This is a genomic window from Candidatus Zixiibacteriota bacterium, from assembly GCA_026397505.1.
Classification (GTDB): Bacteria; Zixibacteria; MSB-5A5; order GN15; family PGXB01; genus JAPLUR01.
On the sequence record JAPLUR010000034.1, the window covers coordinates 1 to 15,401 of the forward strand.

The following is a 15,401-nucleotide window of genomic DNA, read 5'->3' on the forward strand; positions in this document are numbered from 1 at the left end:
GGGGTGGCTGGCCGAGAGTTTTTCGAAGAAATTGGGATCTCCCTGGGACATGGCGGCCAGTTTTTCGAACATGGTGATTGAGGCCTGGGGATCATACCCCGCTTTTATCATGTATTGTATGCCATAGTTGTCGGCTTCGTTTTCATTTTCGCGGGAATATTCGGCAAAGGTCAGACCCAGACCGATATTGACCGCCTGGGCCATGATGCCGGGGTTCTTGCCGAAAACCAATTGCTCGGCCAGAGAGACACCCATGGCGGCCTGAAGCCTCTTGATCCCGTGACGGGCGACGACATGCGAGATCTCATGGGCCAGAACGGCGCCCAGTTCGCCTTCGTTATCCATCTGTTTGAGCAGGCCGGTATAAACATAAACATATCCGCCGGGGGTGGCAAAGGCATTGACAATATTGGAATCAATGACGGCGAAATGGTAATCAAGGTCCTTTCGGTCAGATACGGCGATAATTTTCTGCCCGATACCATCCAGATATTGTTGCCAGAGCGTGTCTCGGAGAACGGGATTTTCCTTGCGGATGGTGGAATCCATGCCGGCGCCGATGGAAACCTCGGTTTCAGTTCCAATGAAAATCAACGAGGTCTTGCCTCCCGGCCCGGTGACAGCACAACCGAAAAGCAGCGGCAATAAGAGGCTCAGAATTACGGCAATTGAGGGTGATTTCCGAAGAAAGAGCATCATAGTTTCATTTTTTCCGCGATATCGCTGATAAAAGGCAGACGATATTCCTTGCCCTGAATTCCGAAAATGATGCCGGCCGCAGAGGCGCCCAGGGCCAGAATAAGGACGGTCCGCCAGACAGCGCCGGAAAGCCCGGGTATTAATAGTATCCCGGCCAGCAATTCCAAGAGAAAAAGGAGCAACCCCTGTTTGCTATGAAAACGGGCCTGCTCGCTTTCTCTCATCTGCAACAAGGGGATCAGGCAAAGAAAAGGTATATAAGCCAGAATCGAGGCAATCATCCCCTGATCTTTGGCCACCTCCGCATCCTTGACAGGACTTCCGCCAGTCTCATCCAGCCCGGGTATCTGCGACGGGCTGACAGTCTCTTCGTCTCTTTTGAAAAATGATTCCGCCATATCCTCTCCCCTGTTCTTATACCTGCCAGAAGATTTCCTGATCGCGTTCCGGCAAATCAATTGCGATCGGGTCGTTGATCGGCCATCTTTCGAGCGATTCGTTTGCCGAATAAAGCATAACCGAAAATTCTAGCCGACCGCTTCCGCCACGGAGAAGCGCTTTGCGTTCAAATCGGGCTTCCAGCAATTGGTTAAAGATATAACTATAATCACCTTTATCTCTCAGTACCCCCTTTTCCAGGGGGATTTCTTTCTGTCCGATATTTTTGAAGTCAACCACAACGCGGCCGTTCTTAATGCCAACTAAATCAAATCTTCTGGCGAAGTCAAGGCGAATGTAAAAGTTGTCGGTATCAAAGGCAAAGTAGATGGCGGTGATGATGCTGTCGACGCGATGCATGGCGCCGCCGGAACCAAGACAATTATAATGTCCGGCGCCGCTCCATTCATAATAGTGGGTCAAAACGCCATCCAGTTGCGGAGTAATAAGCGATTCGGGCAGGGTCACCAATGATTCCCCGCGATCGCGATGCAGGGGCTGAGATAGAATCAGCGGCGGTGCCAGCCCCAGCAGCTTATACACTTCGGCGATATGAAGCCGGAAGAGGAGGTCGAATTTTTCATTATCGGCGCCCTGGTGTTCATCACCATACCACCAGCACCAGTCGGAACCCTCGGCAATATAGATCTGCCGCCAGGCTTTTCGGAGTTTGTCTGGATCGGCATCAAGATGTCCCTTTTCATAATCAGTCAGGGCTTTGCGGGCGGCAAAAAGGATATCCCAGGCCGCGTTATCTTCGCTGTGTCCGATCCAGATACGGAAATTATGATTGATCCAGGAACCGGCGGCGACCTCGGGCAGGATGGTCGGTTTGATGGCATCCGCCGCATCCGACATCGAGACAACCTCCAGCTCCGGGTCGGAGCCAAGGGCCGTATAAAGGCGGCGGAGAAATCCATTACCGTCATCAGGGTAATATTCCCAAGCATTTTCACCGTCAAGAATGATCGGCACCACGCAATTATCCAATTGACTTTTCAAGAAATCCCGGATTCGTTTGAGATTGAGAATGAAATCATTGACCGCTCGCTCGGTTTCCCAGCTGGAATAGACAAAGCCGATTTTGTCCGAAAGGCCGCGGTCGCGGAAAAAAAGCCTGCACTCGGGAGCATGATTATAGACATAAGTGGTATGAGGCGAGAAATGCCGCGATTCCAGACCCGATTTAGCCAGCGATTGCTGGAGGATATCCTGATCGGTCGCCACCCATTTTATTCCTTCCTCGGAAAAGATTTTCAGGACTTCCTCGGAGACCGAACCCTCTGATGGCCACATTCCTTTCGGGTTTTTTCCAAAAAGGGAGCGGTATTTTTCGATCGCCTGCCGGATTTGCCAGCGGGCATCCTCGGCATGGGAGAAGCGGTTGGCCGGAAGGTTAATCAGCGGAAGAGCTTCCCGGGCGCTTTCGGTGTCGACCAAAAGAGGCAGGATGGGGTGGTAATAGGGAGTAAACGATAGGTCAATCCTGTTTTCAGCAAACAATTTTTGATAGGTGGGGATGATTTTTTTGAGCAACTCAATCTGGAAATCGAGCAACTGCCCTTTTTCTTCTTCGGTGAAATCACGCCCTTTTTCAAAGAAAGTTCTGACCGGCTCCTGAGAGCGAAACATCGGGTCGATCCAGACCAAATTCGACCAGACCTGAAGGTCGCGCCATTCCGAAGTGGAGAAGGTTTCGACGGCCAGGCTGATATCAGACCCGCAGCTATCGCGTTTACGATGAAGCTGACGATACCGGGCATAGGGATCGATCATATTCAATTGGTGGGCGGAGAAAAAGGTCCGAAGGATTTCCTTCTTTTCATCAATATTGAGATGGCGAACCGGAATTCGAGATAATTCGAGGTGACGGTCGGTATATCCGTCACAATACATTTGAATCTGGTCGAGAAGCGACGGTACCAGATTGAAAGTGACTTTCATGCCTTCGAATTCGGCGGCGGTCAGAGGCATATCGAGATAATCCTTGAGTCCGTGGAGACGTGCCCAAGGCAAGAGAAATTGATTAGTCAGGGGATTGAGGTAGAAAGGCTGATGCATATGCCAGAGAAAGGCAATTTTCAACTTCTTGTTCTCTGACATAGAAGACCGAGTGAGATTGAGTTATTGCGATTTCAATTGAGCTATCAATCGTGCTGCTGTTCGGCCATAATCCGACCCGGGGAATTTTTCCTCGAGTTCCTTGAACATCTGCTCGGCCTTCGGCCGGTCGCCTCCCTGTACATAAGTGCGAACGGCACCCAGGTAATAATCCGGAGCCGAGGGTGATTCAGGGTAATATTTGACGGCCTCGACATATTTATCGCCGGCGGCAAGGAAATCCTGTTTGCATTCCAGACTGACAGCAATCCCGCCATAGGCGGAAGCGGTGGTCAATTTATCCAGTTTATAATTATCAATGTAATTCTTAAAGCTGTTGATGGCCTCATCATAATTCTTGCTGTCATAGTAGGCGTTGCCCAGGTTGAAGAGGGCCATGCCACCAATATCGCCGCCGTAATCATCGGAGAGGGTCTTGAGTTCGAGAATCGCCACCTGAAAGTTCTGCCGTCTCATCTCGGCCACAGCCTTGGTGAGTCGGGTGGCCGCCTCGATGTCTTTTGATGATTTCATCCTGAAATAGTACACGGAACCGGCAATTATCAAAGCAACCACAGCAGCCAAAATAGCCACGATCTGCCAATTATCGAGAAACCAATCTCGAGTCAAGAGCATGTAATTGGTGAACTTGTCTTCCTTGATTTGATGTTTGGTTAGTTTGACCTTGGTACGCATTAGCTTCTCTCAATTGGATACTGGTTTTAAGAATATATCGGCGGTTTGGGCAGATTCCTGACGGTCATTAAGAAAGCAGGGTCGCAAATGCAACCCTGCCCAAGCCTGGTTAAATCAAAAATACCCCGTGAAAGTAAAGTTAATATGGTGGTTTTTCCATCGATTGCTGGATTTTACCCCGGCATCGAGAGACGCATAGATATCCTGCTTGTAAGTTGTGTAGGTATAGGCGAAATCAAGCTGAATCTGCGCCCAGTGAATGCCGACGCCTCCGGCCAGACTGTAACCGGTTACCCGGTGAAATCTTTCCAGCCCTTTGTTATAAGAGTCCAGGATGTATGAAATGCGGGAGGAGTCGTTAGTAAGCGAGCCTTTAGCTCCTTCATAGCGTATTGCGTAGCTGGTAATATTACCGCCGGGAAATTCTTCATTGCGGAAGCCGCATCGCAACGGGATAATGCCAATGGGAGTATGGATCAGGTATTCCGCTCCGAGGCGATACTGCCAGACATCTTTCCAATAAGGATTGCGGTCGGTATAAAATTCATTTCTCTCGCCGCCGGCCGTCAGCAGCACAGAATCCAGATTCTTCACCACCTTATCGGCGAAGTTGCGATATTCCAAATCGGCCGATAGAAGCAGGTTTTCGTTCACATTATAGGCTGCGCCGAGTCCGACGGTCAGGGGCATTTCCTGCTTGGAGGTCTTTTCATCAATATATACGGTATCGGTCAGATCATCGATTCCCACTCCATTCAGGGCCGAGAAACGATAAATGGAGGAATCGGTGGAACCCTTCAGGCTGAAAGGAGTCCTGACGACCAAACCGCCTCGAATGCTCTGCGAAGAATACATCAGGCCAAGGATCGTGCTGAAACCCGAATAGGAAGTGGAATCAATCAATTGGATATTGGAAGTATAAGGATATGTTCCAAATTGAAGCGTCGTGTCATGCAACAGCGTTCGGCTTTCATTAGCCACGACCGTCCCCATATAAACATTAAAGGCCAGACCAAAGGAAACCTGTTCGTACAACCGGGTGCCAAGAGCGAGGCAGATATTGCTGATTCGCCCATGCTTGGTATAGAGGGCATTGGGGGATTCGGTGGATCGGTCGACCAGCCTTTCTCCGAACTTAAAATACGTATCGAAGTTTTTGGTATAGGAAAGGTTCATGACAAAGTGGTGGTTTTTAATCCGGAGCGGCGAGACAATACTCCAATAATTGAGCGCACCATAACTCCCTTCGTGAGCGAAGGTCTTGGAAAGCCCCGGTGAGACGTTGTAGGTATAGTTGCCGCGGGGCATAAAGAAATCATAACTGAACGACATGAGAGTCTTTTCGTGGACATACAGACCGGCGGGATTCCAGCTTCCCGCCGTTCCATCGTTGGAAATGGCGAGAAAGGCCTGACCCATCCCCTCCGAGCGCGCCCCGCCTCCGAAAAAGTTGTAGATCAATCCCTGCTCTTGCGCACAGGCTGTCGTTGTGAGGATAAAGGCACAGATCACGACGATTTTAGACAACGACAATTTCATAATATTCGGTCCTCCCGATATTTAAATGACTTTGTTCTTCTTATCCTTATGACGTTCATCGTCTCAAAATATTAGACGGGAAATATAAAAATTAGGCTCTCCCATGTCAAACTGTTTTTCAAATTTATTATTGGCCCGAATGGCGGTGAATTCAGGCGAGTGGGCGATTGATCTGGTTTAATTTCATGGAATTGGGCGATAAATAATACCCCCGGCAGGAATTGAACCTGCGGCCAACGGTTTAGGAAACCGCTGCTCTATCCATCTGAGCTACGGGGGCAGGAATTATTCGGAATCGTATTTTACAAGAGTCAAAATCTCATATTTTTCCAGTTTCTTTCGCCAGGGGATGAAAGCCAGGTCAATCATGATGGCCAGACCGGCCACTCTGGCCCCGACTTTCTCCACCAGTTGGCAGGCCGCCTCAAGAGTCCCCCCGGTAGCGACCAGGTCATCGACAATCATTACTGCTTCACCGGATTTAAGAGCATCGGCATGGATTTCAATCGAATCGGTTCCATATTCAAGTTCATATTCCTGTTTGACAGTTTTCCCCGGCAGCTTGCCGGCCTTCCGTATGGGCACAAAGCCGACTCCAAGGCGGTCCGCCAGCGCCCCCCCGAATATAAAGCCCCGGGATTCAATGGCCAGAATCTTGCTGATGTCTCGTCCCCGGCAAAAATCCTCCATCAGATCAAGAGTTTGACGGAAGGCACGTGGTTCAAGAAGGAGCGTCGTGATATCCCGGAACATAATTCCCTTTTTGGGAAAGTCGGGAATAGATCTAATGGTTGATTTCAGATCGATCATTGGTCAGTCCTTATATTCAATCGTGAAGTCTTTGAAGCCTTTCAGCTTTTCATGGCGCAGGATTTTGATATCGGTAATTTGGGCATAAGTGGGGCCGATTTTAAGAAGTTTCAGGAATTCCTCGATTATCCCCTTTTCACCTTCGGCAACCACCTCAACGGAACCGTCATAAAGGTTGGCAACATAACCGCGCAGAGCCAATTCCCTGGCTTTTCGGTAACACCAGTATCGGAATCCAACCCCCTGAACGACTCCTCGGACATTAATGGTAACGCCGACCTCGCTCAACGTCTATTTTCCTGCCAACTCCAGGGCTTTTAGAGCCGCCTTTACCGGGTCGTCAAATTCTTCAATGGTTTCCGAAATATGCCAGGCCGAAAGGGAAACCAGCGGTTTCTCGAGTTTCAGACAGAAAGCCATCTCCGAGAGGGTGCCGAATTTTCCCGGGAGAGCGACCACGGCATCGGCGGCACGAATGACGATCAGATTTCGAGCATCGCCAATTCCAGTCGGGATAGCAATATCGATGAACTCGTTGGCTTCCTCGCGTGTCTCACCGGGGAGAATTCCGATAGTGATTCCCTTCTTGGATTTCGCTCCTTTGGCCGCGGCCTCCATGACGCCGCCGAGTCCGCCGCAAACCAATATGCCGCCATTTTCGGCGATGGTTCGGCCGACCTTCTCAGCCAAGTCTTTCATTTTCTGAGAACATTTGCCGGCCCCGACAACAGCGATAAATAGTTGCTTCTTCTTCGACATGCTTCAATCCTTGATTTGCGGTATTCTTCCCAATCTATTGAATCACTCAACAGCCATCTTTCATTTTTAAATCGGGGCGACTGGATTTGAACCAGCGACTCCTTAGTCCCGAACCAAGTGCGCTACCAGGCTGCGCTACGCCCCGATTTAAACCTACATAAAATATTCATTTGTGACAGTAAGTCAAGTTATTTGTAGGGCCGCCGCAGACCCCGATTAAAGTTTGAGATTCCACCCTTTCATTTTTTCCATTGTCTCAAAATCCGTAAAATTCATCCTCAGAGGGGAAATAGAGACATAGCCGGCCGAAACGGCCTCAAAATCGGAACCGTCGACATCACTCCAAGTTGACTTTCCGGCAATCCAGTAGTAATTTTTCCCGCGCGGGTCGGTTTTCTCAATAATAATATCATTATATACACGATTCCCCAGGCAGGTGTAACGGAACCGCGTGAAAGCCATCCCCTTTAGCGGCGGGAAATTGATATTCAGGAAAGTGTCGGTGGAAAACTCAAAGCCAGCTAATCTTTTCACGAATTTGGCGATAAATCCGGCGGCCGGCGCAAACGATTTGAGATTCTCGGAATCGGTATTGGATACGGCTAAAGAGGGAATCCCCAGAATCGAACCTTCAATGGCGGCCGCCACGGTCCCTGAGTAAGTGATATCCTCGCCCATATTCCCGCCGTGGTTGATACCGGAGATGAGCAGGTCGGGAAGTTTGTGCTTTAACAGACCATGCACGGCCAGCATGATACAATCAGTCGGGGTACCATCGCAGGTATAGCGTCCGGGGCCGCGTTGATGAAGTCGGAGGGGGCGCGAAAGAGTGAGCGAATGGCCTGCCGCCGACTGTTCCCGATCGGGCGCTAACAGCAGCACCTCGGCTTTTTTCCTTAACTCCTTTTCAAGAGTCAGCAGGCCCTCGGCATAGATGCCGTCATCATTGGTTAAAAGAATCAGCACTGTGGTAACCCTCTCTCAGACATTCGGCGGTTTGATTCCCTGCAGGCGCATGAGCATGAATATCTGTCCCCGATGCCGCATTTCATGCTCGATTGTATGCCAGGCAATATCCTTCAGGCTGAGAACTTCTTCCGGGCGTGGAGAATATTTTTTCTTATTCCAATCATCGACGGTATTAATCTCCAGAGCTTCCAATACAAATTTGTGAGATTCCTGCAATTCATTCACAATACTTGTTATCTCCGGCGCCATCTTGGGGGTCAGATCGCGATATCTGGCTTTTTCCAGCACCACCTGTCCAAACCACCAGAGTTCGGCCTCAGATATATGGCGGAGGAGGTCGGCAATGCTGCTTTTGCCTCCCTCCGGAATCCAATCAAGCTGATCCTGGGTGAGTGACGAAACACCCTCGATCATTTCGAGGCGAATCCTTTCCCAATCGGAGAATATTTCGGATAATTTCATAAAAGAATCCTTTTCCAAATAAGTTTGATAAATCGTCCGGTATCAATCAGAGGGTTGATATAAGAGAGCGACCCTTCATATATGGTTGTAATCGGAATTTCGCCGACCTTCGCCCCCAACGCGCCGGCCTGAAACAGGATTTCCGATTCATAGTCATATTTGACCGAATTGACTCTTACCTGTCGCAATAAATCAGTTGCCATCATCCGGTATCCCGATTGCGAGTCTCTGATCCTCCGGCCGCTGAATATGGAGATGATAAGGGAGGTCAGGTTGTTTGTCAACCAGCGAGCGAAAGGCATGATGGCAAGCTCTATTTTTCTGGTACCGATATAAATATCTGCCCTGCCGGATTCGGCCATAAATCGGAGGAGTTCCTCAGGGAGATGCTGCAGATCGGCATCGATGGTGATGACATAATCGTATCCTTTGTCGGCCGCGTAATCATATCCCCTTTTTAATGTATATCCTTTCCCCTGATTGGGATTATTAATAAGATACGGGGCATCGAGGTTTTGCAGGATTTCGGCCGTCTTGTCGGTGGAACCATCATTGATGATAAGAATGTCGGAATCATCGGCGACCCGGCGAATTCTTGATACCAGTTCCGGCAGATACCGGGCGGCGTTATAGGCGGGGATAAGTATAAGGATTGCAGGTTCTGAGTTTGTTAATGAGGTATGCCCCATGCCACGGGGAAATTCGCCAATATTCAGCGAGGAATCATTCATAAGGTGATCGCCTCGTCCAGCAGTTGGCGCCAGAGCTCTTCTATCGCCAATCGATCCGTCCAATATTCAATGTAATGCAGATCAAGTTTTTCATGCTGCACTTCATAAACACGGAGAGCGTCGATGAATTGTTTGCGGCTGCCGCCCGATAATTTAGCCCAGCGAAGTTTCGCAAGAATGGTATCTTCTGGCGTTGATATACGGATTGGAATTCCCATAAAATCGAAGCTGAATACCCTTGAAAAACGTGTTTTATCAAAATCATCATCGGTCAATATCCAGAAATCAATCTTGCCGCCGCCGATTACATCAATGACGTTGAATGTATTCTTCTCTTCAAGGGCCGTTAAAACAGCCTGCTTATCGATGTAGAAATCCGGGGAGGGGAAGGCACTAATGAGAGTCTCCATGTGTGACCGGTTCAATGCAACGACAATATCAATATCATGGGTGGAACGGGGTTCTCCTTGAATGCTTGAAACGATGGAACCGGTTATCATATATTCGATACCGGCGCTCTCGAGGATTGAGACTAATTTTATTACCAGTTGCGATTGTGACATTTTTCAAGTCGTTCGCAAAATAGTTTCTCAAAGTCCTTCGGGGATAGATTCGGGAACCGGTCCCGCAGGCCCTCCCGAAACAAATGGTTGACCAGTTCTGTCAATTCGAAGACTTTAAGCAGTTTCTGTTCCGGGGTCATGGCCCGTAGGACCTCGATATATTTCCTATGGGTGGACAGTGAGTTTGAAACCATATCTTTCGGAGTTTATGTTGACCCTGATTAATGGTCGGGGAGAGCAGATTTGAACTGCCGGCCTCTCGCACCCCAAGCGAGTGCGCTATACCAAACTGCGCTACTCCCCGACGACAACCTAATCTAACCGAACATGCCAAAAAGGCAAGGGAAAAGTTTGAGCAGGGTTTCAATCTCGCTTTTGATCTCGCCCATGATGGTTTGGAACTTACCGGAGGCGACTAATTCCTTCTTCTCTTCGGTCGGTTTAATTCCCCGGAGGCGGTTGCGAGCCCCTTCGATAGTATAATTTTCCTTATAGAGCAGCTGTTTGATTTGATTGATAATTTCGATATCATGTTTTTGATAGACCCGATTGCCGCCGCGGTTTTTTCTCGGCTTGAGCGTTGGAAATTCCTTCTCCCAGAAGCGGAGAACATAGGCTTCCAAGCGGGTCATGCGGGCCACTTCACTGATGGAATAATAAAGCTTATCTTCGCCTTTATTTTTTCGGCGCGGCATTATATACCTCCATAGAAATCAATTCCAGACCTCTTCTTTCAGGGAACGACCCATTAAATCGGCGACCGCCTCGGCCGGCGGTTTATCTTCAAAAAGAACTTTGTAAACTTCCTCTGTGATGGGCATCTCCACCTGATATTTTTCGGCCATAGCCCGGGCCGAGCGACAAGTGTCTACTCCCTCGGCGACCATTACCATTCCGGCCAGAATGTCCGACAACTTCTCCCCCCGACCGATTTTTTCCCCCACATAGCGGTTGCGCGAATGGCGCGAAATGCAGGTAGTGACCAGATCCCCGATGCCCGAAAGACCGGCAAAGGTCAGCGGGTCGGCGCCGAGTTTGACACCGATTCTGGTTATCTCGGCCAGACCGCGAGTGATCAGGGCGCCGCTGGTATTGTCGCCGAACCCAAGCCCCTGAGTGATACCGGAGGCTATGGCGATGACATTTTTCAATGCCCCCCCGAGTTCGACTCCCTTCAGATCGCTCGATCGATAGACACGGAAAGTACGATGGCTGAACAGGCGCTGCACGGCAGCCGCAAACTCGAAATTGGATGATGCCGCCACCACCGAAGTGGGCAGATTACGGGCTACCTCCTCGGCATGACTGGGGCCGGATAAGGTGGCGATTCGATCATCGGTGGAGGAGGCAATGGTCGAGCGGATTATTTCTGATACTCGAAGAAGTGTACCTATCTCGACCCCTTTGGCAAGATTCACGAAATATTTCGGCAGTTGCAGCAGCTTATCGAGCGATTGGCAGACCTGACGAACTTTCTGGGTCGGCACCGCGAGGATAATATAGTCGCCCCGGCTGACCGCCAGACTGAGCTCGTTGGTAATCAATATTCCGGACGGAATGTCAATCCCGGGTAGCTTCTGCGGATGAGTTCGGTTGACCAGCAGAGATTGACAATCGGCCGGATTGAACTCCCACATCGTCACGTCATGCCCATTGGAATGGAGCAGATTGGCCACGGCTATGCCCCAACTGCCGGCTCCCAGGATAACTATTTTCTCAGCCATTTTTCTCCTCCCCTACTGCCATTTTGGGATGCAGCTGGAAACGGCTTTCACTTCCATTCAGGAGTCTTTTGATGTTGCCCCGATGAGTCATGATTATCATGACCGCCAGCAGGAAGGAAACCGGAATATAGATCGGATGGACATAATCAAGATTGAGTACCCATTCCAGCAGTACAACCAGGAAGAACGAGAAAGAGGCCAGAATAGAACCCAGAGAAATATATCTGCTGATTGTAACCACAATGATGAATATCGCCAAGGCGATGATAGTTTCAACGGGCAGAAGCGTGGCCATCATACCCAGAGCAGTATCGACTCCCTTGCCGCCATTGAAACGAAGGAAAAGCGGGAAGATATGTCCCAAAATCGCGGCCAAGCCCGAGGCCAGCTTGAAGTATTCCGTCAGGTCGGCCGGCGGAAGAATGATTGCAGCCACTAATACCGAGGCCACTCCTTTCCCGACATCACCGATCATGACCAATATACCGGGAATTCGTCCGGCCACACGCCAGACGTTGGTGGCCCCGATATTTCCGGAACCGACCTTGCGAATATCCGGAATACCGAAGACTCTGGCGATCAGGAGGCCAAAAGGGATAGAGCCGATTAGATATCCAATCAGAATGGCGGCGACGTGATACATAAACTATTACTTTATATATATCAACTTATTTATAATAATATCAATATATTATCTACGCCTAACATTGTCGCAGATTACTGTGCCGGGGGCGTCGGCGGCCCAAGCACTTTCCTCAGCTCTTCCACGAATTTCAATCCCTCTTCCTTTTCGATTTTCTTGTCTTTCCAGAAATCCTGATACATCAGAATGATACTTTGCAATTCGGCAGAGCCGATTTTCTTATCGTTGAGAGCTTGCTTGAAATCGGTCACGAGCGTTTTAATTTCCTCAGCTGAAATGCTGTCGGGGGGGTTGGCGATAACTTCCGTAGCGGTCTGGTCGGTCATAGTGACGACACCCCATTGCATGATGCTATCACGCTTGACATAGCAGACAATACTCAGAGCAATGATGATTACCAGGATGATGGATGCGATTATTAGGGTAATCAGACATCCTTTAGACATTCCTTTTCTGGGCTCACTCATATATCACTCCTCTCGATTTGGTTGGGCTCGGGGATACGATGATGGCTGGTCTATAAGTCATTAAAATGCAACTCATTAAAGGCCAAATATGATATGGTTGTTTAAGATAGGAGATTATACAAAAATCGCCGGAGAATTGCAATCGAATTTTTTGAAATAAAAAGGCCCGCTCCAGCGGGCCTTAAAATTAAATTGGCGGCAGAAAAGGGGATTATTCTTCGGCCTTTCCCTTTTCGGATTTTGCGGCTTTCCCCGCCGTCTCCGCGACTTCTTTCTCTTTTTTCTTCGAGGCGCCTTTTTGTTTCTTGCCCTTGGCCTTTTCGATTTTGGGCTTTTCCGTCAAAAGCTCGACCACAGCCACCATAGCGCTGTCACCGCGGCGGAAACCGACCTTGACCACCCGGGTGAAACCGGAAGTGCGGTTTTTAAATTGCGGAACGATTTCGGTAAAGAGCTTCTTCAGGACTTTCCGGTCTTTAACTTTTTCGGCGACCAGCCGCCGCGCCGCCAGGGAATCATCCTTAGCGGTACTGATCAGTCGGTCGGCCAGCCGGCGAAGTTCCTTGGCTTTGGCTTCCGTTGTCTCAATCATCCGGTTGGCAAAAAGGGAAGTTGCCAGATTATTCAGCATAGCCTCGCGATGCGGTTTGGTACGGCTGAGCTTTCGAACTTTCATCTGATGTCGCATGTTGATCCTCTATAACTTTTCCGGTTTCTCCATGAACCTGGAGATATCCATTCCGAATGACAGATTCAATTCGTCGAGTATGGCATTTAATTCGTTCAGAGATTTCCGGCCGAAATTGCGGTATTTGAGCATCTCTGATTCGCCTCTGGAAACCAGATCAGCCAGGGATTGTATATTGGCCGCCCGCAGGCAATTGGAGGATCGCACAGACAGCTCCAATTCATCAACTCTGGTCTTGAGCAGTTGGCGGATGCGTACGGTTTCCTCGTCTTCGACTTTTTCCTCGGCCACCTGAATTTCTTCATCGATATGGATAAGTAGTTGCAGATGATCCTTAAGAATCTTGGCGGCGAAAGAAAGGGCATCCTCGGGAGTAATCGATCCATCGGTGCTTATCTCAATGATAAGACGATCATAATCGGTGCGCTGTCCGACACGGGTGTTCTCGACCTCGAAATTCACCTTAGTTACCGGCGAGAAAAGTGAGTCGACAAAAATAGTGCCGAGCGGGGCATCGGGGCGCTTGTTCTGTTCAGCCAGGACATAGCTGCGGCCCCCGTCGATATCAACTTCCATTTTGAATTCGCGATCCTCGACCAGCTCGGCAATATGCAGGTCGGGATTCAAGATTTCCACCTGTGCATCGGTTGTAAGCATGCCGGCGGTCAAGGGACCTTTTTTGCTCGCCTGAAGAGTCACCGTCTTCATCTCATCGGCGTACAGTTTGACCCGCATCATCTTGACATTCAGCACCAGCTCGGTTACATCTTCATAAAGACCGGGAATCGTGGTGAACTCATGGAGTGCACCGTCGACCCGTATAGAGGTAGCCGCGGCGCCCTGTATCGAAGAAAGCAGGACACGTCGCAGGGCGTTGCCGAGCGTGATGCCGAAGCCTCTCTCGAGAGGTTCGACGATGAATCGGGAATAATTCTCTGTCGCCGATGAACGGTCCGAGACGATTTCTTTCGGCATCTGCAAGCTTTTCCATTTCATAATATAATGCCTCCCCAAAAGGCCGATAATAACCTATTTCGAATAAAGTTCCACAATTAACTGTTCATTAGCGGTCATCGGAATATCGGTGCGCTTGGGATATTCAAGCAATTCACCTTCCAGCGCCGCCTTGTTAAGACGCAGCCAGCCCATCTGTTCCGCCTGTCCAAACTCCTTTAAGGCGGCGTGAACGATATCAAGGTTTTTCGATTTATCCCGCACTTTGACAACATCATGCGGCTTCAGCTGGTACGAGGGTATGTCAACGATTTTGCCGTTGACGGTAAAATGGCGATGAGTCACCAGCAGACGGGCGGCTTTGCGTGAGGGAGCGAAGCCGAGACGATAGACAATATTGTCAAGGCGGCACTCCAGCAACTGCAACAACTGCTCACCGGTGACACCCACCTTTTGTTCCGCTTTATGGAAATAGTTGCGGAATTGCTTTTCCAGAACGCCATAGACACGGCGGACTTTCTGCTTTTCGCGCAACTGGCGGCCATAGTTGGAAACCTTATAGCGCATAGTCTGGCCGTGCTGACCCGGGGCGTAGGACCTTCTCTCGATGGCACACTTTTCGGTCATACAGCGGTGCCCTTTGAGAAAAAGCTTTTCGCCCTCGCGACGGCAGAGTTTGCAATTTGAATCACGATATCGAGCCATGAAATCTCCTAATAATTCCTAAAGACACAGATTCCCACATGTGCCACGTTAAACTCTTCTTCTCTTGGGCGGGCGGCAACCGTTGTGGGGCATGGGCGTGACATCCTTAATGGCCGTGATTTCGAGTCCTGCCGCAGACAATGAGCGGATGGCAGCCTCGCGGCCGGCTCCCGGTCCCTTCACCCACACTTCAACCTTTCTGACTCCGAGGTCTAAGGCCTCTCTGGCGCTCGAATTGGCCGCCAGCTGAGCCGCGAACGGCGTCGACTTCTTAGAGCCTTTGAATCCGACTTTACCGGCCGTGGCCCACGAGACGGTATGTCCCTGGGTGTCGGTGATGGTAACTATGGTATTATTAAAGGTTGCCTGAATATGGGCGATTCCAACGGAATCTATTTTACCTAATCTCTTTTTGACTTTCGTTTTTTTCTTTTGTTCGGCCACGTTTCTACCC

At 49.7% G+C, this 15,401-nt stretch carries 20 protein-coding genes and 3 tRNA genes; all 23 read right to left on the minus strand.

The genetic code is table 11. The annotated features are described in order from the left end of the window. Nucleotides 1-699 (minus strand): M48 family metallopeptidase (locus NT002_01655; GenBank protein ID MCX6827978.1); only part of this gene is annotated, 699 nt, incomplete at its 3' end. Beyond that, complete coding sequence (locus tag NT002_01660) at nucleotides 696-1,097, minus strand: hypothetical protein (protein ID MCX6827979.1); 402 nt, start codon at nucleotides 1,095-1,097, stop codon at nucleotides 696-698. The genes NT002_01660 and NT002_01655, both read right to left, overlap by 4 nt. 16 nt (nucleotides 1,098-1,113) lie before the next feature. Next, nucleotides 1,114-3,240 (minus strand): glycoside hydrolase family 57 protein, encoded by a 2,127-nt coding sequence (locus tag NT002_01665; protein MCX6827980.1) that lies wholly within the window; start codon nucleotides 3,238-3,240, stop codon nucleotides 1,114-1,116. A gap of 21 nt (nucleotides 3,241-3,261) precedes the next feature. Next, nucleotides 3,262-3,933 (minus strand): tetratricopeptide repeat protein, encoded by a 672-nt coding sequence (locus NT002_01670; protein ID MCX6827981.1) that lies wholly within the window; start codon nucleotides 3,931-3,933, stop codon nucleotides 3,262-3,264. Between the two features lie 114 nt (nucleotides 3,934-4,047). Beyond that, a complete protein-coding gene (locus NT002_01675; GenBank protein ID MCX6827982.1) occupies nucleotides 4,048-5,472 on the minus strand; it encodes a hypothetical protein in 1,425 nt (474 codons plus the stop codon). Between the two features lie 206 nt (nucleotides 5,473-5,678). Next, nucleotides 5,679-5,752, minus strand: a tRNA-Arg gene (locus tag NT002_01680). 5 nt (nucleotides 5,753-5,757) lie between these two features. After that, on the minus strand, nucleotides 5,758-6,279 hold the full coding sequence (locus NT002_01685; protein ID MCX6827983.1) for an adenine phosphoribosyltransferase: 522 nt from the start codon (nucleotides 6,277-6,279) through the stop codon (nucleotides 5,758-5,760). A gap of 6 nt (nucleotides 6,280-6,285) precedes the next feature. Further along, on the minus strand, nucleotides 6,286-6,570 hold the full coding sequence (locus NT002_01690) for an acylphosphatase (protein MCX6827984.1): 285 nt from the start codon (nucleotides 6,568-6,570) through the stop codon (nucleotides 6,286-6,288). A gap of 3 nt (nucleotides 6,571-6,573) precedes the next feature. Continuing rightward, the gene (locus tag NT002_01695; protein ID MCX6827985.1) at nucleotides 6,574-7,041 is read right to left on the minus strand and encodes a TIGR00725 family protein; all 468 of its coding nucleotides are present in this window, start codon (nucleotides 7,039-7,041) and stop codon (nucleotides 6,574-6,576) included. A 71-nt stretch (nucleotides 7,042-7,112) separates the two neighbouring features. Then, nucleotides 7,113-7,186, minus strand: a tRNA-Pro gene (locus NT002_01700). Between the two features lie 71 nt (nucleotides 7,187-7,257). Continuing rightward, the gene (gene surE / locus NT002_01705; GenBank protein MCX6827986.1) at nucleotides 7,258-8,007 is read right to left on the minus strand and encodes a 5'/3'-nucleotidase SurE; all 750 of its coding nucleotides are present in this window, start codon (nucleotides 8,005-8,007) and stop codon (nucleotides 7,258-7,260) included. Nucleotides 8,008-8,022: 15 nt separating this feature from the next. Then, a complete protein-coding gene (locus NT002_01710) occupies nucleotides 8,023-8,472 on the minus strand; it encodes a DinB family protein (protein ID MCX6827987.1) in 450 nt (149 codons plus the stop codon). Beyond that, entirely contained in the window at nucleotides 8,469-9,203 is a 735-nt protein-coding gene (locus NT002_01715; protein ID MCX6827988.1) for a glycosyltransferase family 2 protein, read from the minus strand. Before NT002_01715 ends, NT002_01710 begins: the two co-directional genes overlap by 4 nt. Then, nucleotides 9,200-9,766 (minus strand): hypothetical protein, encoded by a 567-nt coding sequence (locus NT002_01720; GenBank protein MCX6827989.1) that lies wholly within the window; start codon nucleotides 9,764-9,766, stop codon nucleotides 9,200-9,202. Before NT002_01720 ends, NT002_01715 begins: the two co-directional genes overlap by 4 nt. A gap of 225 nt (nucleotides 9,767-9,991) precedes the next feature. After that, nucleotides 9,992-10,070: transfer RNA gene (locus NT002_01725), tRNA-Pro, on the minus strand. A 13-nt stretch (nucleotides 10,071-10,083) separates the two neighbouring features. Continuing rightward, on the minus strand, nucleotides 10,084-10,461 hold the full coding sequence (locus NT002_01730) for a MerR family transcriptional regulator (protein ID MCX6827990.1): 378 nt from the start codon (nucleotides 10,459-10,461) through the stop codon (nucleotides 10,084-10,086). 18 nt (nucleotides 10,462-10,479) lie between these two features. After that, a complete protein-coding gene (locus NT002_01735) occupies nucleotides 10,480-11,490 on the minus strand; it encodes an NAD(P)H-dependent glycerol-3-phosphate dehydrogenase (GenBank protein ID MCX6827991.1) in 1,011 nt (336 codons plus the stop codon). Beyond that, on the minus strand, nucleotides 11,483-12,133 hold the full coding sequence (gene plsY / locus NT002_01740; GenBank protein MCX6827992.1) for a glycerol-3-phosphate 1-O-acyltransferase PlsY: 651 nt from the start codon (nucleotides 12,131-12,133) through the stop codon (nucleotides 11,483-11,485). The genes NT002_01735 and plsY overlap by 8 nt, the downstream gene beginning before the upstream one ends. A gap of 74 nt (nucleotides 12,134-12,207) precedes the next feature. After that, nucleotides 12,208-12,600 carry a hypothetical protein gene (locus NT002_01745; GenBank protein ID MCX6827993.1) on the minus strand — a complete coding sequence of 131 codons (393 nt, stop codon included), beginning with the start codon at nucleotides 12,598-12,600 and terminating at the stop codon, nucleotides 12,208-12,210. Nucleotides 12,601-12,811: 211 nt separating this feature from the next. Next, on the minus strand, nucleotides 12,812-13,276 hold the full coding sequence (gene rplQ / locus NT002_01750) for a 50S ribosomal protein L17 (protein MCX6827994.1): 465 nt from the start codon (nucleotides 13,274-13,276) through the stop codon (nucleotides 12,812-12,814). A 21-nt stretch (nucleotides 13,277-13,297) separates the two neighbouring features. Beyond that, nucleotides 13,298-14,284 carry a DNA-directed RNA polymerase subunit alpha gene (locus NT002_01755; protein ID MCX6827995.1) on the minus strand — a complete coding sequence of 329 codons (987 nt, stop codon included), beginning with the start codon at nucleotides 14,282-14,284 and terminating at the stop codon, nucleotides 13,298-13,300. 33 nt (nucleotides 14,285-14,317) lie between these two features. Continuing rightward, nucleotides 14,318-14,947: a 30S ribosomal protein S4 gene (rpsD, locus tag NT002_01760; protein ID MCX6827996.1), complete on the minus strand. Its 630-nt coding sequence runs from the start codon at nucleotides 14,945-14,947 to the stop codon at nucleotides 14,318-14,320. 48 nt (nucleotides 14,948-14,995) lie between these two features. After that, the gene (gene rpsK, locus NT002_01765; GenBank protein ID MCX6827997.1) at nucleotides 14,996-15,391 is read right to left on the minus strand and encodes a 30S ribosomal protein S11; all 396 of its coding nucleotides are present in this window, start codon (nucleotides 15,389-15,391) and stop codon (nucleotides 14,996-14,998) included. Between the last annotated feature and the right edge of the window lie 10 nt (nucleotides 15,392-15,401).